The organism is Azospirillum argentinense (assembly GCF_000632475.1).
Lineage (GTDB): Bacteria > Pseudomonadota > Alphaproteobacteria > Azospirillales > Azospirillaceae > Azospirillum > Azospirillum baldaniorum.
In genome coordinates this window covers 1,403,085-1,425,482 of the sequence record NZ_CP007794.1, presented here as the reverse complement: position 1 = coordinate 1,425,482, position 22,398 = coordinate 1,403,085, and the positions used below count along the sequence as shown (strand labels likewise).

Below are 22,398 nucleotides of genomic sequence, written 5' to 3'. Positions count from 1 at the left end.
TCTCAACCTTTCGCTTCGGCCAGCACCGAGGCGAGCGTCCGCTCGACCAGGGTCAGCTTGAATGCGTTGTCGTGCGTCGGCTTCGCATCGGCCAGCAGCCCCGCGGTGACCGCCTTGGCGCCGCGCGGCATCTCGGCCTCGGCGGCCTCGACGCGCCACGGCTTGTGCGCCACGCCGCCCAGCGCCATCCGGCCGCTGCCGTCGCGCTGCACCACCGCCGCGACGGAGACCAGCGCGAAGGCGTAGGACGCGCGGTCGCGCACCTTGCGGTAGACGTGGGTGCCGCCGACCGGCTTGGGCAGCGTCACCGCGGTGATGAGTTCGCCGGGAACCAGCGCCGTCTCGATGTGCGGCGTGTCGCCGGGCAGCCGGTGGAACTCTGCGATGGGGATTTTCCGCGTCGTCCCGTCGGCCCGCACCGTTTCCACCGTGGCGTCCAGCGCGCGCATGGCGACGGCCATGTCGCTGGGGTGGGTGGCGATGCAGGCGTCGCTCGATCCGACCACGGCGAGCTGCCGGCTGTAGCCGCCGATGGCGGCGCAGCCGCTGCCGGGCTGGCGTTTGTTGCAGGGTTGGTTGGTGTCGTAGAAGTAGGGGCAGCGCGTGCGCTGGAGCAGGTTGCCCGCCGTCGTCGCCTTGTTGCGCAGCTGGCCCGACGCCCCGGCGAGCAGGGCCCGCGACAGCACGCCGTAGTCGCGCCGCACCCGCGGGTCGGCGGCCAGCGCCGTGTTGCGCACCAGCGCGCCGATGCGCAGCCCGCCGTCCGGCGTCGCCTCCAAGGTGTCGAGCTTCAGCCCGTTGACGTCGATCAGATGGGCCGGCGTCTCGATCTCCAGCTTCATCAGGTCGAGCAGGTTGGTGCCGCCCGCGATGAATTTGGCGCCGGGCCGGCGCTCGACGGCCGCCGCCGCGGCGGCGGGGGAGTCCGCCCGCTCGTAGGTGAAGGGTTTCATGCCTCCCTCCGTGCGACGTCCGAGATCGCATCGACGATGTTGGAATAGGCGCCGCAACGACAGATGTTGCCGCTCATCCGCTCGCGGTACTCATCCACGGTGGCTTGGGGCGCGGCGTTGAGGTCGGCGGTGACGTGGCTGGGCACCCCGGCCTTGATCTCGTCCAGCATCGCCACCGCCGAACAGATCTGGCCCGGCGTGCAGTAGCCGCACTGGTAGCCGTCATGCTCCACGAAGGCGGCCTGCATGGGGTGCAGCTTGCCGGGCAGGCCCAGCCCTTCGATGGTGGTGACGCTGCCGCCCTCGTGCATCACGGCGAGCGTCAGGCAGGAATTGATGCGCTGCCCGTCCACGATGACCGTGCAGGCGCCGCACTGGCCGTGGTCGCAGCCCTTCTTGGTGCCGGTGAGATGCAGATGCTCGCGCAGCGCGTCGAGCAGCGTCGTCCGCGTGTCGAGTTCAAGGTCGCGGCGCTGCCCGTTCACCGTGAAGGTGACCTTGGACAGGACGGGCGACAGGGACGGTGCGTCGGCTCCGGTCGCGGGGGGTGGCATGGCGGTCTCTCCAACGGTGGCCGCCCGCGCCGGCGCCCGGAACGGCGCCGCCGTCAGCGCGGCGGTGGCGGCGGTCCCAAGCAGGAGGCCGCGCCGCGTCATGTCGAGGTCGCCGGAATATCGCATCGGTGAAATCCTCTTCCCTTCCTGGCTGTAATCCCGGTGCCCTTGGGGCGGGGCGCGGGCGTGCGGGCGGCTCATCCGCCTGTGCGGATGGGGAAAAGCTAGGCCGTGCCGCTTCGGCGATTACCCGCCGGTCTCTGATAAGTCTTATGAAACCGATCAATGGAACGCGGTGGCCCGGCAAATGGTTGAACGGGGTTTGCCCGGCGCTTCCTCATTCACCCGCCTTGATCCGCCCGCGACGCCCCGACATGATTGGCCCAGGCGGGGGAGTGTCGCTCCCGCGGGCAAAGGGCCGGGCAAAGGAAGGTGAGCGTTGGATCTGCGTCAGTTGCGGTATTTCATCGGCATCGTCGATGAAGGCTCCTTCACGGCCGCGGCTCAGAAGCTGAACGTCGCCCAACCGGCCCTGAGCCACAACATTCGCAACCTGGAAGCTGGCCTCGGAGTCAAGCTGCTGACCCGCGGCGTCCATGGGGTCAAGCCGACCGCCGCCGGCACCCGGCTGTACGAGCATGCGGAGATCATCCTGCGCCACGTCGCCCAGGCGACCGAGCAGGTGCGGAACTGCTCGGGCACGCCGAGCGGGCTGGTGACCGTCGGCTTCACCTCCTCGGTGGCGCTGGTGGCGGCGGTTCCCCTGGTGCAGGCGGTCCGCGCCGAACTGCCGCAGGTGTCGCTGCGGGTGGTCGAGTCCTTCAGCGGGACGATCCTGGAATGGCTGAACGACGACCGGCTGGATTTCGGCTGCATCTACGACGTGACGCGGTCGCGCACCCTGCTGGCCGAATCGCTGGTGCGCGAGGATCTCTACCTGATCGGACCGCCGGGCGGCGAGGACGGCGCCATCGCCTTCGACGAGCTGGCCGGAAAGGACCTGATCCTGCCGAGCCGCCCGCACAATCTGCGCGACCGCATCGAACGGGTGGCGCGCGAGACCTGCACGATCGTCACCGTGGCGGTGGAGATCAACGGGCTCCCCCAGATCAAGGCGCTGGTCGCCAAGGGGGTGGGCTATTCGGTCCTGCCGATCTCGGCGGTGATGGAGGAATGGCGGACGGGCCAGGTCTCCGCCCGGCTGATCGTGTCGCCGTCCCTGCGCCGCTCGGTCCATCTCTGCCGTCCCCGCGGCGCCCCGGTGACCGAGGCCGCGGCGGCGGTGCGCGAGACCTTTCTGCGGGTGGTGCGCGATCTGGTCGGCGGCGGCGACTGGCCCGGCACCCTGCTGCTGGACGAGGAAGCGGCGGCGTCCTAGCGCACGGCCGAAGACATAGGATTCACACCGTGCCGGCAGCGGACCGACGACGCTCCGGGTACCAGGATGTGAACTTGATCGCGCCGACCAGCGCCAGCACGGTCGCGACGATGCCGAAGCGAGGCGGAAGATCGGGCCGGTAGAGCAGGGTGAGGTCCGCGATCACCAGCACGAGGAACGCCAGAGCCCACACGCCCGTGATCACGTAATTGGTGTGGATGAAGTTCGGGCTGTCCCAGAATTCGTGGGCAACCTGCTCCCGCGCGTACTGCAGCGTAAAGGGGCGCCGCAGCGCGATGGAGATCAGCACGATCAGCAGGAGCCCTGCATCGACGAGCAGCCGGACCCCCATGACGGACCCCCCCATGACGGACCGGGCCGGTCCGCCTGCCACGGCGTAGAGCGCCAACCCACCGAACAGCAGCACCGTGCCGACTTCGAGGATTTTCGGTGTCCTGCCGGGGCTCATCCAGTCGCGCAGCAGCATGGTGGCTGAAACGAGGGCACCGGCGATGAGTCCCTCCACCGGCCCGACCAGTCGGTCGAGGACGGCGAAGGCGATGAAGGGCGCGAAGGCCAGGAGAATTCCCATCACGTCTCCTTTCCGGCCGAGGAGTCGGCCCATCGGAAGGCTGCGGACGTTGGAAGAGACACGCCGTCGAGGCTGAACCGTCGCATCGACGACGACAAGTGGGCTGCCCGCGTAGGTGAATGGGAATTACGAGTATGACTGCCCTAACCAAGTGACCTTCGTCGCCACCGTTATCCAAATCATTGGTTTTCCGGACACCACCAGCGTATCGGACAGTTCGTCCACTTCCGTGGCATGATCCCTGTCTGGCCCTTGTCGGACCGCGCGAGTTCATCGACAGGCTGGCCAAGCTGACAGCCGCGAACCCGAAGCCCTATATTCTGGGCAAGCACCTCGGGACCGAGTGACCATCGGCCGGCACCTGCATGCGCGGCCGACCGACCGTTCAGCCCGCTATCTCGGAATGTGATCGATCGAGGGTCGTAGAATGAAGCGCAACAAGGCCCTCCGGGAACACGCGATACCGGTTGAAGGGACCACGTCCTTTCAATGTGGCTCGGCCCACGGGGTGACCCGAATTGCGGCGCCTGCGCGCCTGGACTGGTTGCGCGGCGAAGGTGAAATGAGACACCGCATCCGGGGACATGACTGGAGCGCGACGCCGCTTGGCCCCCTGGAGCGGTGGCCGCTCTCGCTGCGCAATGCGCTGACCATGGTTCTCGATCAACCTCTTCCGATGGCCCTGGCCTGGGGGCCAGACCTTCTGACGTTCCCCAACGATGCCTATCGTCCCTTGCTCGGCAACAAGCCCGACGCCCTCGGCCGGCCATTTCTGGAGGTTTGGGAGGAGGCGCGCGACATCACGGAGCCTCAGATTGCTCAGGCCCTGGCTGGCAATCCACTTTCTTTTGAGAACGCCCGATTTCTGCTCCCGCGCGGGGGCCAGACCGAGGAGGTGTTTTTCGACTACTCGTTCAGCCCAGTACGCGACGAAACTGGCGCGGTCTCCGGCCTGATCAATACGGCCATTGAGACGACCGCGCGGGTCCTTGCCGAACGTGAGCGGGCCAAGGACCTCGACGCCATGACCCGTTTGCACAAGATCGGCGCGATGTTCGTGCGTAAAGGCGACATCGCTCCGGTCCTTGCCGAGATCGTGGATGCGGCCATCGCCATCGCCGATGCCGATATGGGCAACATCCAATTGCTCGCGCCCGCGACCGGGGACTTGCGGATTGTCGCGCATCGGGGCTTCCCGCAATGGTGGCTCGACTTCTGGGACACCGTCGCGCTCGGCCAGGGTGTTTGCGGTACGGCGCTCGAACGTGGAGAGCGCGTCATCATCGAGAATGTCGAAACGAGCCCGATCTTCATTGGCACCCCCGCATTGGACATCCAACTCCGAGCCGGTGTCCGAGCGGTGCAGTCCACGCCTTTGATCAGCCGCTCGGGACAGAAAGTGGGGATGTTCTCCACGCATTATCGGACACGACGACGACCCGATGAACGGTCCCTTCAGTTGCTGGATCTGCTCGCCCGCCAAGCTGCCGACATCATCGAGCGGCAAGCCGCCGAGATCGCCCTGCGCGAGAGCGAGGAAAAATACCGCTCTCTGTTCGAATCGATGGATCAGGGTTATGCGGAGTGCGAGCTGATCCGCGATCCCGATGGTCGCGCCACCGATCTTCGGTACATCGAGTTGAATCCTGCATACGAGCGTCTGACCGGCATTCCCGTGGCTGAGGTGCTGGGCCGGACGGTGCGTGAGGTCATCCCAAATTTCGACGACTGGTGGATCGCGACATACGATCGCATCGTCCGAGACGGTCGCCCTGAGCGGGTCGAAAACCAAGTGGCCACGCTCGGCCGGTGGTACGAGGCGCACGTCTACCCACGGCGCGGCCAGCGGTTCACGGTTCTTTACGAGGACATCACCGAGAGGAAAGAAGCGGCCGAGCGGATGAAGGTCCTTGTTGCGGAACTCCAGCACCGTACCCGGAACCTTCTGACGGTCGTCTCCGTCGTAGCGGAGCGCACCAAGACGGCCAGCAGCACCCTGGAAGATTTCTGGGAACGCTTGGAATTGCGCTTGGAAGCTCTGGGGCGCAGCCAGGCGCTGCTGTCGCGCAGCGGGCCAGGCGTAAACCTGAGTGACTTGACGCGCCTGGAATTGGCGGCGCACGGGGCGGACTCGGAATCCGGGGTACACGCGGAGGGCCCGGAGATCTGGTTGCAACCGAACCAGGTGCAGATGCTCGGGCTGGCGTTGCATGAGTTGATGACCAACGCGCTGAAACACGGAGCGTTGACGTCGTCCGGCGGGCGCTTGTCCATCACCTGGGGCAAGCACGACGACGAGCGGATCTGGCTGCTTTGGGAGGAGACGCCGGCGTCACCGCCGCGCTCGCCGCCGGGTCGACGCGGCTTTGGACGGGAGCTGATCGAGGAGGTCTTGCCCTACGACCTGGACGCCAAGACCCGGCTGGAGATCGGCCCGGACGGCGTTCGCTGCGCCATCGAACTGCCGCACTTCTGATCGGAGGCGCTCAGTTCTGCTCCGGGGCGCCGCGCTTCGGGAGGAGGATGCGGGTCTCCTCGATCAGGTTCCGGGTTTCCAGGACGGTCGCTACGGCGCGCGAATAGGCATCGCTGAGAACCGCGGGCGAGGGGGCGGGCTGCGCCGGCCGGCCGGAGAGCGCGGCCTTGAGGCAGGTTAGAAGCTTCGTGTCGCGAAACGGCTTGCTGATGTGGTGCACCGTCGTCCAGGGTTCCGGGATGGCGCTCGCGGCAAAGCCGGTGACGAATATCATTGGCACGCAGCGCGCCCGCAACGCCTCGGCGAGCGGGTAGACGAGTTCGCCGCGTAGGTCGATGTCGAGCACCGCGGCCCCAAGGCCGTCGCCCTCGGACGTGAGCAGGTCGAAGCCAGCCTTCAACGTGGAAGCCGGCCCGACGGGAACGCACTCTGCCGTCTCCAGCGCGCGCGTGATCTTGCCGGCGATCAGGCCGCGGTCCTCGACCACCAGGACGCGCAGTCCCTTCAGCACAACGGCCATTCCGCTGCCTCCCTGCCGCTTCATAGATCCCCTGGACCGACATCAGCCGACAGGCACACATGATGCGGCACTGCCTTCAACAAGTGAACCGGCCAATCTGATCACTTCCGTGTCGTGCTCCCTATTGGCGTTTGTGGAAAGCCCATAGGCTGACAGCGGCGCTTAACCGCCGACAGGTCTTCCAGGCAGATGCATCCGCAACCCGCCACCGGTTTGCAGAAGCGCCCTGGCGCCTTGGCCTCATAGCGCTTCGTTATGCGATGCATGCCCCATCTGTATTGGATCGGGGCCGGTCCGGCTGTTTACCATCGCGGCCACGGACGATTGGCCCTGGCCCACAGCGGAGGCTTTGCACGATGACTTCACCTCTGGCTGGACCTCTGTCGGGACTTCTGGTCGTCTCGCTGGAGCAGGCGGTGGCGGCACCGCTCTGCACGTCGCGCCTCGCCGACGCCGGGGCGCGGGTGATCAAGATCGAACGGCCGGAGGGCGACTTCGCCCGTGGCTACGACGCCGTGGTCCACGGGCAGAGTTCCTATTTCGTCTGGCTCAACCGCGGCAAGGAATCGGTTGTCCTCGACATCAAGACGCCCGAGGACGCCGAACTGCTGGAGCGGCTGATCGCCCGCGCCGACGTCTTCGTGCAGAATCTGGCGCCGGGCGCGGCGGAGCGGGCCGGATTCGGCTCGGACGTCCTGCGGCGGCGCCATCCCCGGCTGATCACCTGCGACATCTCCGGCTACGGTGACGACGGCCCCTACCGCGACATGAAGGCCTACGACCTGCTGGTGCAGAGCGAAACCGGGCTGGCCTCCATCACCGGATCGCCGGACCAGCCGGGGCGCGTCGGCGTGTCGGTGGCCGACATCGCCTGCGGCATGAACGCCTACACCGGCGTCCTCCAGGCATTGCTGGAGCGCGAGCGCAGCGGCGAGGGGTCGGCGGTCGGCGTGTCCCTGTTCGATTCGCTGGCGGAGTGGATGATGGTGCCGCTGATGCACCACGACCATGGCGGCAAGGCGCCGGGACGGGTCGGGCTGATGCACCCGAGCATCGCCCCCTATTCCGCCTTTGCCCTGGCCGATGGCCGGCAGGTGGTGTTGTCAATCCAGAACGAGCGCGAATGGGTGGCCTTCTGCGCCGACGTTCTGCTGCGGCCGGAGCTGGCGACCGACGAGCGCTTCGCGACCAACAACCGCCGCGTCGCCAACCGCCCAGAGCTGGACGCGCTCGTCGCCGCCATCTTCCGGACCATGGACCACGCCGAGGCGGTGCGCCGCCTGAACCGTGCGCGCACCGCCTTCGGCTCGCTGAACGAGGTGGCCGACCTGTCCACCCACGCGCAGTTGCGCCGCGTGACCGCCGAGACGCCGGGCGGACCGGTCGAGGTGGTGGCGCCGCCGGTGCAGGTGCGCGGCCGACCCTACGCCTCCGGCGCCGTTCCGGCGCTGGGCCAACACACCGACGCCGTCCGGCGTGAAATTGCTGAACAACAGGGGGGAGCATGACCATGGACCATTTGCGCGACTGGATCGGCCGGTCGGAAAGTGCCGAGGACGTCGCGTCGCCGGTGGCGCTGACCGGACTGGCCGCGACGCTCGACCACGACAACCCGCCCTGGCCGGCGGGCGAGGTGCCGCCGCTCGGGCATTGGCTGTATTTCCTGCCCAAGGCTCTGCAGCGCGACATCGCCGAGGACGGCCACCCGCACAAGGGCGGCTTCCTGCCGCCGGTGGAGCTGCCCCGCCGCATGTGGGCCGGCGACACGCTGACCTTCCACCGCCCCATCCGCAGCGGCGAGGCGATCTCCCGCCGCTCGACCATCGAGGAGGTCACCCCGAAGGAGGGCCGCTCGGGCCGGATGGTTTTCGTGAAGGTCCGGCACGAAATCAGCACCGCCGCCGGCGTCGCCATCACCGAATTCCACGACATCGTCTACCGCGAGGCCGCCAAGCCCGGCGACGCCCCCGTCCCCGGCGAGCGCCCGACCGGCGAGGCGGTGTGGCAGCGGCGCATCCAGCCCGACCCGGTGCTGCTGTTCCGCTACTCCGCCCTGACCTTCAACGGCCACCGCATCCATTACGACCGCGACTATTGCCGCGACGTCGAGGGCTATCCGGGGCTGGTGTTCCACGGCCCGCTCAGCGCCACCATGCTGATGGACCTGTTCCTGCGCGAGAATCCGGGCGCGCGGGTGACCGGCTTCCGCTTCCGGGCGAAGCGGCCGCTGTTCGACATCCATCCGCTGACCCTGTGCGGCGTGCCGACCGACACCGGTGCCACGCTGTGGGTGACCGATCACGAGGGCTTCGTCGCCATGTCCGCGGAGCTGGAGGCCGAACGGTCATGACGGCGGCGCATTGCGGCTCGGTTGGAGGAAACGTCTGATGTCCCTGCCGTATCAATCCTATCTCTTCGTCCCCGCCGACAACGCGAAGCTGCTGGAGAAGGCCCACCAGCGCGGGGCGGACGCCCTCATCCTCGACCTTGAGGACGCGGTCCTGCCCGCCGGCAAGCCGGAGGCCCGACGTGGTCTCCCGGCGCCGATCGACCGGCTGCACGGGCTCGGCGTGCCGGTGCTGGTGCGGATCAACAGCGGCTGGCGCGACGCCGTCGCCGATCTGGAGGCCGCGGTGCGCCCCGGCGTGGCCGCCCTGGTGGTGCCCAAGGCCGAGGACGCCGGGGCGCTGCGCGTCCTCTCCGCGATGATCGCGGAGTGGGAGGCGGAGCGCGGCCTGATGCCGGGCGCCATCGGCCTCGTCGCCCTCATCGAGAGTCCGCTGGGACTGGAGCGGCTGGCCGGGATCGCCGCCGTCCCGCGCGTGGCGGCCCTGGCGCTGGGCAGCGAGGATTTTGCGCTGACGCTGGGGGTGGAGCCGACCGAGGCGCTGCTCGCCCTGCCGTGCCGCCAGATCGCGCTGGCCGCCGCCGCCCGCGGTCTCGCGGCGATCGGCCTGCCCGGTTCGCTGGCCGAGTTCCGCGACCTCGACGCCTACCGCGCCATGGTGGCGCAGGCGCGGGCCGTCGGCATGACCGGCGCGCTGTGCATCCACCCGGCCCAGCTGCCCGTCGTCCGCGACGTCTTCGCCCCTTCTGCCGCCGACGTGGCCTGGGCCGGGCGGGTGGTCGCGGCGTGGGACGATGCCCAGGCGGCGGGGCGCGGCGCCGTGTCCGTGGACGGGCGCATGGTCGACCGCCCGGTCGCCGAGAGGGCGAAGGCCATCCTGGCGCGCAGCGCCCCCACGGCCTGAAACACGGCAACAATCAAAAAAGCAGGGTGACGAGACATGAAGACCAGCATCGGTCAGGGCTTCGACGAGATCCGCGACGCCGTGCGCGCGCTCTGCGCCGAATTCCCCAGCGAGTACCATCGCCGCATCGACGAGGAGCGCGGCTATCCCGAGGAATTCGTGGACGCGCTGACCAAAGCCGGCTGGATGGCCGCCCTGATCCCGGAGGAATACGGCGGCTCGGGCCTCGGCCTGACCGAAGCCTCCGTCATCATGGAGGAGATCAACCGCTCGGGCGGCAATTCCGGCGCCTGCCACGGCCAGATGTACAACATGAACACGCTGATCCGGCACGGCTCGGAAGAGCAGCGCCGCCGCTACCTGCCGAAGATCGCGGCGGGCGAGCTGCGCCTCCAGTCGATGGGCGTCACCGAGCCGACCACCGGCACCGACACCACCCGCATCAAGACCCGGGCGGAGAAGAGGGGCGACCGCTACGTCATCAACGGGCAGAAGGTGTGGATCTCCCGCGTCCAGCATTCCGACCTGATGATTTTGCTCGCCCGCACCACGCCGCTCGATCAGGTGCGCAAGAAGTCGGAGGGCATGTCGATCTTCATCGTCGACATCAAGGAGGCGATGGCCAAGGGCATGACCGTCCGGCCCATCCGCAACATGGTCAACCATGAGACCAACGAGCTGTTCTTCGACAATCTGGAAATCCCCGCGGAGAACCTGATCGGTGAGGAAGGGCAGGGCTTCAAATACATCCTGACCGGCCTCAACGCCGAGCGGGTGCTGATCGCGGCGGAATGCATCGGCGACGGCTATTGGTTCATCGACAAGGTGTGCGACTACACCCGCGACCGTCAGGTGTTCGGCCGCCCGATCGCCCAGAACCAGGGCGTGCAGTTCCCCATCGCCGAGAGCTTCATCGAGGTGGAGGCCGCCAACCTGATGCGCTTCGAGGCCTGCCGACTCTACGACGCCGGGGAGCCCTGCGGCGCCCAGGCCAACATGGCCAAGTACCTCGCCGCCAAGGCCTCGTGGGAGGCGGCGAACGCCTGCCTGCAGTTCCATGGCGGCTTCGGCTTCGCCAGCGAATACGACGTCGAGCGCAAGTTCCGCGAGACCCGGCTGTATCAGGTGGCCCCCGTCTCCACCAACCTGATCCTGGCCTACGTCGCCGAGCATGTCCTGGACCTGCCGAAGTCCTACTGACCGCCCGGTTGCGTCGGCGCCGGAGGCAGCCTGAAGGCCGCCTCCGGGGTTGAGCTGACCCACCGCCCGCAAAGAAAAAGGCGGGTGCCGGAGCCCGAAGGCGCCGGCACCCGCCTTTCGTTTGCGGAGCGCGCTGCGCCGCCGCCGCTCAGCCGAACCAGGCGGCGACGTTGCCGGTCTGGCCGAGGATGGTGATGCGGTTGCCCCCGCCGACGTCGAGCGTGGTGTTGCCGCCCTCCACCCGCGCCGAGCGGATCACCGCGCCGAGGTCGACGCCGGCCTCGTAGAAGGCCAGGCGGTCCACTCCCACTTCGAAGTCCATCACCACCGACCCGCCGGAGTTGCGCCCGAAGGCGAAGACGTCCGCGCCCTCGCCGCCCCACAGCGTGTCCGCCCCGCCGTCGGCGAACAGCACGTCGTTGCCGGCCCCGCCGTGCAGCACGTCGTCGCCCGCCCCGCCGAACAGCGTGTCGTCGCCCTCCTCGCCGAACAGCGTGTCGTTGCCGTCCCCGCCCAGCCCCAGGTCGTTGCCCGACCCCAGAGCGATCAGGTCGTGGCCCGACCCGCCCAGCGCCGTGTCGTTGCCGTCCCCGCCGCTCAGCGTGTCGTCGCCCTCGTCGCCGTACAGAAGGTCGTCGCCCTCCTCGCCGAACAGCAGGTCGTTGCCCGCCCCGCCGCTCAGCGTGTCGTTGCCCTCGTTGCCGGTCAGCGTGTCGTCGCCCTCCTCGCCGAACAGCACGTCGTCGCCCTCGCCGCCGAAGCCGCGGTCGTCGCCCGTGCCGCCGCCGATCAGGTCGTTGCCCGACCCGCCGAACAGCCAGTCGTCGCCCTCGCCGCCGTGCACCAGGTCGTCGCCCTCGTCGCCGTACAGCGTGTCGTTGCCGCCGGCGCTGGTGATCGTGTCGTTGCCGCCGCCGCCGTGCAGGAGGTCGTCGCCTTCGCCCAGATGCATGTACTGCTCGTGGTCGTCGCCGTAGACGATCTGCTCGCCGTCGCCGCCGACCAGCGTGGCGTTGCCGACCACCGCCGCGAACTCGACGTTGTCGAGCTGGATGGTCACCGGCCCGGTCAGGCCCGTGGTGTTGAGCACCACCGCGGTCGGCGCCGTGCTGGTCGGGCCGGTGCCGCCCAGCGTGGTGCCGGTCACCTTGGTCTGCACCGCCTGGCCGGCGGCCACGCCGGGCGCGGTGAAGTCGATGGCGCGGACCAGAAGCTGGGCCTGCGCCGACAGCACCGAGAGGAAGCCCGAACCGCCGCCGGTCAGGGTGCCGCGCGCGGCGGTGCCCTCGTCGGTGCGCGCCTCGATGGCGGCGATCAGCCCGGTCAGCCCGGTCAGCGCCTGGGCGGCGGTCTGCCGCTCGGCGCCGCCGGTGGCGGTGACGGCGACGCCGGTGGAGACGCTGACCGTCAGCGTGGTCTGGGTGGAGACCTGGCCGGTCTGCGCGTCGACCACCTGCTCGCGCACCACCGGGACGTCGGCGAGGTCGGGGTTGGCGGTGCTGGTGTCCTCGACGCGGGTGCCGGTGCTGGCCTCGATGGTCACGGTGGTGGTGCGGCTGCCGTCGCCGTTGGTGGTGACCGCGCCGGTGACGGTGGCGCCGTCGACGGTGGCGACCGGCGGCGGGGCGACGGGGGCGGGCTTGTCGACGGTGGCGGTGAGCTTCTGCGTCGTCGCGGTGAAGGGCAGCGAGGCGTTGCCCGCCGGGTCGGTCAGGGCGAGCGTCAGGGTCAGCGTGCCGTCGCCCAGGCCGGAGAGGTCGAGCCCGCCGACCTGCGCGGTCGGGCCGCTCATCACGCCGCTGCCGGAGACCTGGCCGCCGCCGGCGGAGGTGATCGTCCAGGTGAAGGCGGCGCCGGCCTCGCCGCCGCTGATGGTGAAGGCGGTGCTGGACTGCTCGATGGCGTCGATGCTGTCGTCGTCGAACAGCACGCTGGCCGTCGGCGGGGTGGTGTCGACGGTCAGCGTGTGGGTGGCGGGGCTCGACACGTTGCCGGCGGCGTCGGTGGCGGTGGCCGCGACGGGGTTGGCGCCGTTGGGGTCGAGGCTGAGCGAGCCGGCGGTCGGGGTGGCGGTGGCGAGGTCGAGGCTCCAGGCGCCGGTCCCCGAGGCGGTGGTGGTGTAGGTGGCGCCGCCCACCGTGACGGTGACCGTGGCGTTGGCCTCGGCGGTGCCGGCGAGGGTGGGGTGGTGCTGTTGGTGAGCGCGGTGGTGACGGTCGGGGCGTCGGGGAGGGTGGTGTCGATGGTCAGCGTCTGGGTGCCCGGCGCGGAGACGTTGCCCGAGGCGTCGGTGGCGGTGGCCGAGACGGTGTTGGCGCCGTTGGCGTTGAGGCTCAGCGAGCCGGAAGTCGGTGTCGCGGTGGCGAGGTTGAGGCTCCAGGTGCCGTTGGTGGCGGTGGTGGTGTAGGTGGCGCCGCCGATGGTGACGGTCACCGTGCTGCCGGTCTCGGCGGTGCCGGTGAGGGTGGGTGTGGTGCTGTTGCTCAGCGCGGCACTGGTCACCGTCGGGGCGTCGGGCAGGGTGGTGTCGATGGTCAGCGTCTGGGTGCCGGCCGAGGAGGTGTTGCCCGCCGCGTCGGTGGCGGTGGCCGAGACGGCGTTGGTGCCGTTGGGGTTGAGGCTGAGCGACCCGGAGGTCGGTGTCGCGGTGGCGAGGTTGAGGCTCCAGCTGCCGTTGGTCGCCGTCGTGGTGTAGGTGGCGCCGCCGATGGTGACGGTCACCGTGCTGCCCGCTTCCGCCGTGCCGGTGAGGGTGGGCGTTGCGCTGTCGGTCAGCGTCGCCGAGGTCACCGCCGGGGCGTTGGGTGCCGTGGTGTCGATGGTCAGCGACTGGGTGCCGGCCGAGGAGGTGTTGCCCGCCGCGTCGGTTGCCGTGGCCGAGACGGCGTTCGTGCCGTTGGCGTTGAGGCTCAGCGAACCGGCGGTCGGAGTGGCGGTGGCGAGGTTGACGCTCCAGGCGCCGGTCCCCGAGGCGGTGGTGGTGTAGGTGGCGCCGCCGATGGTGACGGTGACCGTGGCATTCGCCTCCGCCGTGCCGGTGAGGGTGGGTGTGGTGCTGTTGCTCAGCGCGGCGCTGGTCACCGTCGGGGCGTCGGGCAGGGTGGTGTCGATGGTCAGCGTCTGGGTGCCGGCCGAGGAGATGTTGCCCGCCGCGTCGGTGGCGGTGGCCGAGACGGGGTTGGCGCCGTTGGCGTTGAGGCTGAGCGTGCCGGAGGTCGGCGTCGCCGTGGCGAGGTTGAGGCTCCAGGTCCCGTTGGTGGCGGTGGTGGTGTAGGTGGCGCCGCCCACCGTGACGGTCACCGTGCTGNCCGGTCTCGGCCGCCCCGGTGAGGGTCGGCGTCGTGCTGTTGCTCAGCGCCGTCGTAACGGTGGGGGCGTTGGGCGCTGTGGTGTCGATGGTCAGCGTCTGCGTGCCGGCCGAGGAGGTGTTGCCCGCCGCGTCGGTTGCCGTCGCCGAGACGGTGTTGGTGCCGTTGGCGTTCAGGCTCAGCGATCCGGAGGTCGGCGTCGCCGTGGCGAGGTTGAGGCTCCAGGTCCCGTTGGTGGCGGTCGTGGTGTAGGTGGCCCCACCCACCGTGACGGTCACCGTGCTGCCGGTCTCCGCCGTGCCGCCAATGATCGGGGTGGCGCTGTTGCTCAGCGCGGCGCTGGTCACCGCCGGCGCGTTGGGCGCGGTGGTGTCGATCGTCAGCGTCTGGGTGCCGGCCGTGGAGGTGTTGTTGGACGCGTCCCGGGCGGTGACGGACACCGCGTTGGTGCCGTTGGCGTTGAGGCTCAGCGACCCGGAGGCCGGCGTCGCCGTGGCGAGGTTGATCGACCAGCTGCCGTTGGTCGCCGTCGTGGTGTAGGTCGCCCCGCCGATAGTGACGGTGACCTCGATGGGCGTCACCGAGCCGACCACCGGCACCGACACCACCCGCATCAAGACCCGGGCGGAGAAGAGGGGCGACCGCTACGTCATCAACGGGCAGAAGGTGTGGATCTCCCGCGTCCAGCATTCCGACCTGATGATTTTGCTCGCCCGCACCACGCCGCTCGATCAGGTGCGCAAGAAGTCGGAGGGCATGTCGATCTTCATCGTCGACATCAAGGAGGCGATGGCCAAGGGCATGACCGTCCGGCCCATCCGCAACATGGTCAACCATGAGACCAACGAGCTGTTCTTCGACAATCTGGAAATCCCCGCGGAGAACCTGATCGGTGAGGAAGGGCAGGGCTTCAAATACATCCTGACCGGCCTCAACGCCGAGCGGGTGCTGATCGCGGCGGAATGCATCGGCGACGGCTATTGGTTCATCGACAAGGTGTGCGACTACACCCGCGACCGTCAGGTGTTCGGCCGCCCGATCGCCCAGAACCAGGGCGTGCAGTTCCCCATCGCCGAGAGCTTCATCGAGGTGGAGGCCGCCAACCTGATGCGCTTCGAGGCCTGCCGACTCTACGACGCCGGGGAGCCCTGCGGCGCCCAGGCCAACATGGCCAAGTACCTCGCCGCCAAGGCCTCGTGGGAGGCGGCGAACGCCTGCCTGCAGTTCCATGGCGGCTTCGGCTTCGCCAGCGAATACGACGTCGAGCGCAAGTTCCGCGAGACCCGGCTGTATCAGGTGGCCCCCGTCTCCACCGACCTGATCCTGGCCTACGTCGCCGAGCATGTCCTGGACCTGCCGAAGTCCTACTGAGCGCCCGGTTGCGTCGGCGCCGGAGGCAGCCTGAAGGCCGCCTCCGGGGTTGAGCTGACCCACCGCCCGCAAAGAAAAAGGCGGGTGCCGGAGCCCGAAGGCCCCGGCACCCGCCTTTCGTTTGCGGAGCGCGCTGCGCCGCCGCCGCTCAGCCGAACCAGGCGGCGACGTTGCCGGTCTGGCCGAGGATGGTGATGCGGTTGCCCCCGCCGACGTCGAGCGTGGTGTTGCCGCCCTCCACCCGCGCCGAGCGGATCACCGCGCCGAGGTCGACGCCGGCCTCGTAGAAGGCCAGGCGGTCCACTCCCACTTCGAAGTCCATCACCACCGACCCGCCGGCGTCAGCGTCTGGGTGCCGGCCGTGGAGGTGTTGTTGGACGCGTCCCGGGCGGTGACGGACACCGCGTTGGTGCCGTTGGCGTTGAGGCTCAGCGACCCGGAGGCCGGCGTCGCCGTGGCGAGGTTGATCGACCAGCTGCCGTTGGTCGCCGTCGTGGTGTAGGTCGCCCCGCCGATAGTGACGGTGACCGTGCTGTCCGCCTCCGCCGTGCCGGCGATGATCGGCGTGGCGCTGTTGGTCAGCGCCGCGCTGGTGACCACCGGAGCCACGGGCGGCGTCACGTCGGCCACGCTCACCACCGTGCTGACCCCGGAGATGGTCGCGGCTCCGGTGGCGCCGCCGCTGTCGGTCAGGCTGGCGACCGCCACCGTGCGGTCGCCCAGCGTCGCCGTCGCGCTGGTGTTCTTGTAGGTGACGCCGCCCAGAAGCGCGTTCATCTGCGCGTCGCTGCGCTCCAGGCCGGTGACGGTCACCGTGGCGACGCCGCCGACCACCGAGACGGTGACGCTGGCGTTGCCGCCCGCGGTGCCAAGACCGGTCAGGGTGGCGGTGGCGCCGTTGGTCAAGGCGACGTCGGTGCCGCCGATGGTCAGGACCTCGGTGGCGTCGACCACGCTGCTGACCGTGAACACCGCGCCGCGGAAGCTCTGCCCCGCCTCCACCGTGGAAGCCGCCACCCCGCTGAACAGGCTGGTCGACGCGTCCACCCCGACGCCGAAGGTCTTGCTGCCGCCGGTCGCGGTCAGGGTCGGCACGGCGTCGACGGAGATCGTCGCGGTGGCGCTGCCCGTGCTGTAGGCGTCCGTGCTGGTGTCGGCGGTGCTGCCCGCGGTGCCGCTGGTCCGGTCCCACGCCTTGAAGGTCAGGCCGCCGGTGTCGGTGTTGGTGAAGCCCGACCCGCTCGGCACGAAGCGCACGCGGTCCGACCCGGCGAGCAGCAGTGCCGAGCCGTTGGACGAACCCGTCGGAATGTCCGTCCAGGCGCCGCTGCCGACCTTGTACTGCCAGGTGCCGTTGGTGTTGGTCACGCCGGTGACGGCGATGCCCAGCGGGAGGACGGTGACCAGCGGGAAGGGGCTGTCGTACTCGGCGTCGGTGGCGGTGCCGGCGGAGGCGAGCAGGTCGGTGACGGTGGTGCCGGTGTTGGCGGCGTCGGCGATGCCCTGGTCGATGGCGGCCAGGCTGCGGACGTCGTTGGACAGGATGGGGCTGTCGTTGGCGCCGGTGAAGTTGAGGGTGAGCTGCCGCTCGACGGTGCGGTTGCCGTCGGAGACGGTGAAGGTGCCGGTGCCCTGCATCGGCCCGGCGGGGACGCCGTTGAGGAAGGCGGCGTCGAAGACGTAGGCGTAGTGGCCGGTCTGGCTGTTGACGTAGGCGGTGCCGCCCGGCCCGGTGGACCAGGTGTCGTAGGTGACGCCGTTGCTGAGCGTGACGCTGCCGTGCTGGACCGGGGAGGCCTGCGATCCGGCGACGGAGTAGGTCAGCGTGTCGCCTTCCAGATCGGTCGCGGAGAGCTGGCCGTCGATCAGCGGGAAGGTGTCGGTGGCCGAGGTGTCGACCAGCGTCGGCGGGGTGGTGGGGACGGCGAGGACCGGCGGGGCGTTGGTGTCGATGCGGTCGTTGTTCTGGCTGATCGGGGTGGTGTAGGGGGTGTTGGCGTTGCTGGCGCTGTCGACCAGGACGATGTTGACCGGGATGTCCTGGTTGGCCGCGAGGTTGCCGGTGCGCTGGCCGTCGGCGGTAACGGTGAAGGTGGCGGTGTAGGTGGTCGCGCTGACCCTGGTCAGATTGGCGAGCGCGAAGCCGCCGACCGTGCTGCCGTTGCCCAGCGTGTAGGTGTCGCTGTCCGAGGCCACGGTGATCGTCACGGTCACCGTGTCGCCGACCTGGGCCGGCTGGTTGGGGATCGTGACGTTGGTGATCGACGGTGGCGTCGTGTCCGCCGTGTTGTTCGTCACCGACTGGTTGGTGACGAGGTCCGGGGCGTTGCTCGCGGTGTCGGTCAGGTTGCCGGTGCCCGGGTTGTAGGAGAGCGTCACCGTCTCGCCCTGGGCCACCGCCGAGGCCAGCGTGAAGGTCAGCGTGGTGCCGCCCGAGCCACTGGTGTAGGTCGCAGCGCGGCTCTGGCCGGCGACCGTGACGGTCAGGCCGGCGGCGCTGGTCGCGGACATGGCTTCGGCGAAGGTGACCGTCAGTGTCGTGCCGTTCACCTCCGCCGAGGTGATGGTCGGCCGGTTCGCGTCGATGCGGTCGGCGCCCTGGCTGATTGCCGTGGTGTAGGGGGTGTTGGAGTTGCCGGCGGTGTCGGTCAGCACGATGCTGACCGGCACGTCCGAACCCGCCGCGACGTCGGCGCCGCCGCTGGTCACCGTGAAGGTAGCGGTGTAGGTGGTCGCGTCGACCTTGGTCAGGTTGCCGAGCGTGAAGCCGCCGACCGTGCTGCCGGCACCCAGCGTGTAGGTGTCGCTGTCCGACGCCACGGTGATCGTCACCGTCACCGTATCGCCGATCTTCATCACCGCGTCGGGGATCGATATCGTGGTGATCGACGGCGGCGTCGTGTCGGGCGCCGCGGTGCTGTTCGTCACCGACTGGTTGGTGACGGTGTCCGGAGCGTTGCTCGCGGTGTCGGTCAAGGTGCCGGTGCCCGGGTTGTAATCGAGCGTCACCGTCTCGCCGTGGGTGACCGCCGAGGCCAGCGTGAAGGTCAGCGTGGCGGTGCCGGACCCACTGGCGTAGGTGGCGACGCGGCTCTGGCCGGCGACCGTGACGGTCAGGCCGGCGGCGCTGGTCGCCGACATGGCTTCGGCGAAGGTGACCGTCAGCGTCGTGCCGTTCACCTCCGCCGAGGTGATGGTCGGCCGGTTCGCGTCGATGCGGTCGGCGCCTTGGCTGATCGCCGTGGTGTAGGGGGTGTTGGAGTTGCCGGCGGTGTCGGTCAGCACGATGTTGACCGGCACGTCCGAACCCGCCGCGACGTCGGTGCCGCCGCTGGTCACCGTGAAGGTCGCGGTGTAGGTGGTCGCGTCGACTTTGGTCAGGTTGCCGAGCGCGAAGCCGCCGACCGTGCTGCCGTTGCCCAGCGTGTAGGTATCGCTGTCCGACGCCACGGTGATGGTGACGGTCACCGTGTCACCGATCTTCATCACCGCGTCCGGGATCGACACCGTGGTGATCGACGGCGGCGTCGTGTCGACGGCAGCCGGCGGCAGGGAGACGTAGGTGTCCGTCCCGCTCAGCGTCAGTGTCTGATAGGGCGTGTAGACGGTCTCGACACCCGACACGAAGACGGTGCCGGCGGTGTCGGTGATGGTCACCACATCGTTGCCGGTGCCGCCGATCACGGTTTCCAGCCCCTCGACCTGGACCGTGTTGCCACCGGCGCCGAGGTAGATGACGTCGGTGCCTGCATTGCCGACTATGGATTCGACGGCCGACACCGTCATGGTGGCGCCCCGGGAGGTGCGCACCGTCACCACGTCGTTGCCGGCGCTGCCGATCAGGGTTTCCAGCGACTCCACCTGGATCGTGTTGCCGCCGGTGCCGAGGACGACGACGTCGTTGCCCGTCTTGCCGACGACGGATTCGATCGCCGAAACCGCGAGGGTCATGCCGTTGTTGTCGAGCGCGACGACCACATCGTCGCCGGCGCTGCCGATCATCGTCTCGATCAGCGACACCAGCATCGTGCTGCCGGTCGTGCTCCAGGGGATGCCCCCGTCGCCAACGACCGCCGTCCCGTCCCGGAGCGTGACGTTGACGACATCCTTGCCGCCGCCGCCGATCAGGGTGTTGAGGCTTGCCACCGTGATGGTGTTGCCGACGTCGAGGAGAATCGCGGTGTTTCGGCCGCCGGTTCCACCAACGATCGTTTCGATCGACGACACGGCAAGTGTGCCGGCAGTGCTCTGGAGATTGGCCGAGCCGGTCTTGAAGGACATCGTCACGACATCGTTGCCGCTGCCGCCCATGAGGGTCTCAAGGAAGGCAATGCCGATCGTGTTGCCGCCGCTGTCCAGATGGACGACATCATTAACGGAAGCACTGGAGTTTCCGAGGAAAATCTCGATGCCTTTTACGAACATCGTGTTGCTGCCGGTGCCGCCGATGGTGGCGATGAGGTCCAGGCCGTCGGTCCCGATCATCGTCTCCATCAGGGCCACCGCCATGGTGCTGCCGATGGAGCCTGCGGCGTTGATGTTGATGACGTCCTTGCCGGCGCTGCCGACCATCGATTTCAGATAGCCCACCGACATGGTGTTTCCGGTGGTGCCGGCGAGCGTGATGAGGGAGGTGCCGGTGTTCGCGCCGAGAATCGTCTCAAGCGATTCCACCACCATGGTGGCGCCGGTGGACGTCAGCAGGACCCGGTCGTTGCCGGAACCGCCGATCAGGGTTTCGAGGGCCTGGACGGTGATCGTGTTCCCGGCCGTGCCGGCCAGCGTGACGACGTCCTTCCTGGTGCTGGATGTGCCGCCGATGAGGCGATCGAGGTTGGACACGCTCAGGGTCTGCCCCTGGGTGTTGAGCCGCACGCCCTGGGTGCTGCCGTTGCCCCTGATGCCCGACCAGACCTCCGTCGAGGAGAACACGTAGTCAGAGCCGCCCGTGAGCGTCAGAGTTCCACCAGCAGCCATCTCATCCCTCATGCATCGGCGTTTTTGGCTCCGCGGCCGTGGCAGCAAGAGCGTGGCAGTCTTTGCAGACTGGCAACCACCTCTTAAAAGCGGGTAAATAAAGTTAATGTTTTATAGGCATGGTCGGTCAAAAACCCGAATTCCCGCGGTGGTATTGGCCCGGCCGGCGGAATTCGGTATGGCGCGTTGGCGACGCAAAACTTCAGCTGTACGGGACTGGATCGCGGTGCATCATGATCGTTTGTCCATGCCGCGCCTGATTTGTCGCGTATTAGTTGATGCTTTTTGAAGATGAGCAATCCATTTCGTAACGACATATTCGTAAAGGCGGTTATTGGTTACAAAAAGCAACAATATGAATCCAAAGATTGCGTTCATGCGCGTGAACGCCCGGTCTCGGCATTGCTCTCCGGGGCGGGTGGTTGACAGCCGCGCGATCAAACGAGTCTATGATGGCAAGCGTGGTCTGGCGGTCCGGCCACGGCCAGCCGGAGGGACGAGGATGGATCATGCGCAGGCCACGACCAGTCTGGAGGCCCTCCTCGCCACCAATCCCCGTGACGGCGCCGCCTGGAGCATGCTCGGCCACCTTCTGCGCCGCACGGGAAAACTGGACGGCGCCATCGCCTGCCACCGGCGGGGCTTGGAGGCCGCGCCGGAGAACGCCAGCATCTGGAGCAATCTGGGCAACGCCCTGGTGGAAGCCGGCCGGTTCGACGAGGCTTTGGCCGCGCATGCGGAGGCGCTGCGGCTCGAACCGCTAGCCCCGGCCTTTCTCTTCAACTGCGCCGTGGCCCTGCGCAAGGCGGGGCGCTTCAAGGACACGCTCGCGATGATCGAGCGGGCGGCGGCGGACGGGACCGTCACGCCCGAGTTGCGGTGGGAGCGGGCGCTCGTCCGGCTCCAGATCGGCGACTACGTTCACGGCTTCACGGATTACGAGGCCCGGCGCCGGCTCGCCGCCTACCATGGCCGGCCACCTTCGGAGCGGGCCTGGAACGGCGGATCGCTGAATGGGCGCACCCTGTACCTGTTCACCGAGCAGGGGTTCGGCGACGCCATCCTGGCGGCGCGCTACGTGCCGCTGGTCAGGGAGTGGGGCGGCCGGGTGCTGTACGACTGCCATCCGGAGTTGCGCCGGGTGCTGTCGGAGCTGGGCGTCGACGCCGTCCTGCAACCCGGTGACCCGCCGCCGGCCTTCGACGTCGAGGCGTCGCAGATGAGCCTGCCGGGCCTGTTCGGCACCACCCTGGCGTCGGTTCCGCCGCCGGTGTCCCTGACCGTTCCGGACTCGTCCCGCGCGAAGGCCGCCCATCGGCTCGGCGCGCGGGAGCCGGGCACGCTGCGCGTCGGGATCGTGTGGTCGGGGAGGGTGACCTTCGGCGACAACGGCCGGCGCGCCACCAGCCTCGCCCGGTTCCTGCGCTTCGCCGAGGTGCCGGGCGTGCGGCTCTACAGCCTTCAGAAGGGTCCGCCCGAGGCCGAACTCGCGGACAGCGGCGTCGCCGGCCATCTGGTGACGCCGCTCGGCCCCGACCTGGACGATTTTGCCGACACGGCGGCGATGCTGGAACAGCTCGACCTCGTCATCATGACCGACAGTTCCGTGGCGCATCTCGCCGGGTCCCTCGGCAAGCCGGTCTGGAACCTCGTGCAGCATGTTCCCTATTGGATCTACGGCTTTTCCGGCGACCGCACGCCCTGGTACCCGACCATGCGGCTGTTCCGCCAAGGCCCCGACCAGGATTGGGAGCCGGTGTTCGCCCGGGCCGCGGACGCCCTGCGCGAGGAGGTCCGCCGCACCACCGGCCGGTGATA

General features: G+C 68.9%; 14 protein-coding genes and 4 pseudogenes. 9 read left to right on the top strand and 9 right to left on the bottom strand.

All coding sequences use genetic code 11. From position 1 onward, the window contains the following. Nucleotides 1-2: 2 nt before the first annotated feature. Together ABAZ39_RS20560 and paoA are read right to left on the bottom strand one after the other, a co-directional pair. Nucleotides 3-953 carry an FAD binding domain-containing protein gene (locus tag ABAZ39_RS20560; protein WP_040134605.1) on the bottom strand — a complete coding sequence of 317 codons (951 nt, stop codon included), beginning with the start codon at nucleotides 951-953 and terminating at the stop codon, nucleotides 3-5. After that, entirely contained in the window at nucleotides 950-1,633 is a 684-nt protein-coding gene (gene paoA, locus ABAZ39_RS20555; protein ID WP_040134604.1) for an aldehyde dehydrogenase iron-sulfur subunit PaoA, read from the bottom strand. The genes ABAZ39_RS20560 and paoA overlap by 4 nt, the downstream gene beginning before the upstream one ends. Nucleotides 1,634-1,946: 313 nt before the next feature. Between paoA and ABAZ39_RS20550 the strand changes: the two genes are divergently transcribed. Further along, the gene (locus ABAZ39_RS20550; protein WP_014197711.1) at nucleotides 1,947-2,885 is read left to right on the top strand and encodes a LysR family transcriptional regulator; all 939 of its coding nucleotides are present in this window, start codon (nucleotides 1,947-1,949) and stop codon (nucleotides 2,883-2,885) included. A gap of 22 nt (nucleotides 2,886-2,907) precedes the next feature. Here the strand turns inward: ABAZ39_RS20550 and ABAZ39_RS20545 are convergent, their stop codons facing one another. Next, on the bottom strand, nucleotides 2,908-3,477 hold the full coding sequence (locus tag ABAZ39_RS20545) for a hypothetical protein (protein WP_040134603.1): 570 nt from the start codon (nucleotides 3,475-3,477) through the stop codon (nucleotides 2,908-2,910). 427 nt (nucleotides 3,478-3,904) lie between these two features. On the opposite strand from ABAZ39_RS20545, the gene ABAZ39_RS20540 reads away from it, so the two are divergent. Next, nucleotides 3,905-5,953, top strand: a complete 2,049-nt coding sequence (locus tag ABAZ39_RS20540) for a PAS domain-containing HWE histidine kinase family protein (RefSeq protein WP_247881667.1) — start codon at nucleotides 3,905-3,907, stop codon at nucleotides 5,951-5,953. A gap of 10 nt (nucleotides 5,954-5,963) precedes the next feature. Here the strand turns inward: ABAZ39_RS20540 and ABAZ39_RS20535 are convergent, their stop codons facing one another. Further along, nucleotides 5,964-6,473 (bottom strand): response regulator, encoded by a 510-nt coding sequence (locus ABAZ39_RS20535; protein WP_051658297.1) that lies wholly within the window; start codon nucleotides 6,471-6,473, stop codon nucleotides 5,964-5,966. Nucleotides 6,474-6,829: 356 nt separating this feature from the next. Between ABAZ39_RS20535 and ABAZ39_RS20530 the strand changes: the two genes are divergently transcribed. From ABAZ39_RS20530 to ABAZ39_RS20515, 4 genes are read left to right on the top strand one after another with little or no spacing between them, the layout of a single operon-like run. Further along, complete coding sequence (locus tag ABAZ39_RS20530; RefSeq protein WP_040134601.1) at nucleotides 6,830-7,981, top strand: CaiB/BaiF CoA transferase family protein; 1,152 nt, start codon at nucleotides 6,830-6,832, stop codon at nucleotides 7,979-7,981. Between the two features lie 2 nt (nucleotides 7,982-7,983). Further along, nucleotides 7,984-8,823 (top strand): HTD2 family dehydratase, encoded by an 840-nt coding sequence (locus tag ABAZ39_RS20525; RefSeq protein ID WP_040134600.1) that lies wholly within the window; start codon nucleotides 7,984-7,986, stop codon nucleotides 8,821-8,823. Between the two features lie 37 nt (nucleotides 8,824-8,860). Beyond that, nucleotides 8,861-9,724, top strand: a complete 864-nt coding sequence (locus ABAZ39_RS20520; RefSeq protein ID WP_040134599.1) for an HpcH/HpaI aldolase/citrate lyase family protein — start codon at nucleotides 8,861-8,863, stop codon at nucleotides 9,722-9,724. A 36-nt stretch (nucleotides 9,725-9,760) separates the two neighbouring features. Then, on the top strand, nucleotides 9,761-10,924 hold the full coding sequence (locus tag ABAZ39_RS20515) for an acyl-CoA dehydrogenase family protein (RefSeq protein ID WP_040134598.1): 1,164 nt from the start codon (nucleotides 9,761-9,763) through the stop codon (nucleotides 10,922-10,924). Nucleotides 10,925-11,072: 148 nt separating this feature from the next. Here ABAZ39_RS20515 and ABAZ39_RS37080 read toward each other — a convergent pair. The 3 pseudogenes from ABAZ39_RS37080 to ABAZ39_RS37070 form a co-directional block, all read right to left on the bottom strand. Further along, a pseudogene (locus ABAZ39_RS37080) lies at nucleotides 11,073-13,073 on the bottom strand (calcium-binding protein); the annotation flags it as partial. Between the two features lie 146 nt (nucleotides 13,074-13,219). After that, nucleotides 13,220-14,212 (bottom strand): annotated as a pseudogene (locus ABAZ39_RS37075) (Ig-like domain-containing protein); the annotation flags it as partial. A 160-nt stretch (nucleotides 14,213-14,372) separates the two neighbouring features. After that, nucleotides 14,373-14,579, bottom strand: a pseudogene (locus ABAZ39_RS37070) (hypothetical protein); the annotation flags it as partial. On the opposite strand from ABAZ39_RS37070, the gene ABAZ39_RS37065 reads away from it, so the two are divergent. Then, nucleotides 14,485-14,772 (top strand): hypothetical protein, encoded by a 288-nt coding sequence (locus tag ABAZ39_RS37065; protein WP_040134592.1) that lies wholly within the window; start codon nucleotides 14,485-14,487, stop codon nucleotides 14,770-14,772. The pseudogene ABAZ39_RS37070 and the gene ABAZ39_RS37065 overlap by 95 nt on opposite strands. 24 nt (nucleotides 14,773-14,796) lie before the next feature. After that, nucleotides 14,797-15,603: pseudogene (locus ABAZ39_RS20475) on the top strand (acyl-CoA dehydrogenase family protein); the annotation flags it as partial. A 148-nt stretch (nucleotides 15,604-15,751) separates the two neighbouring features. Here the strand turns inward: ABAZ39_RS20475 and ABAZ39_RS36235 are convergent. Beyond that, nucleotides 15,752-15,925: a hypothetical protein gene (locus tag ABAZ39_RS36235; protein WP_160174845.1), complete on the bottom strand. Its 174-nt coding sequence runs from the start codon at nucleotides 15,923-15,925 to the stop codon at nucleotides 15,752-15,754. Beyond that, a complete protein-coding gene (locus ABAZ39_RS36230) occupies nucleotides 15,925-20,580 on the bottom strand; it encodes a beta strand repeat-containing protein (RefSeq protein ID WP_160174844.1) in 4,656 nt (1,551 codons plus the stop codon). Before ABAZ39_RS36230 ends, ABAZ39_RS36235 begins: the two co-directional genes overlap by 1 nt. Before the next feature lie 502 nt (nucleotides 20,581-21,082). Here ABAZ39_RS36230 and ABAZ39_RS20465 point away from each other — a divergent pair. After that, entirely contained in the window at nucleotides 21,083-22,396 is a 1,314-nt protein-coding gene (locus tag ABAZ39_RS20465) for a tetratricopeptide repeat protein (RefSeq protein ID WP_040134590.1), read from the top strand. The last annotated feature ends 2 nt before the right edge of the window (nucleotides 22,397-22,398 follow it).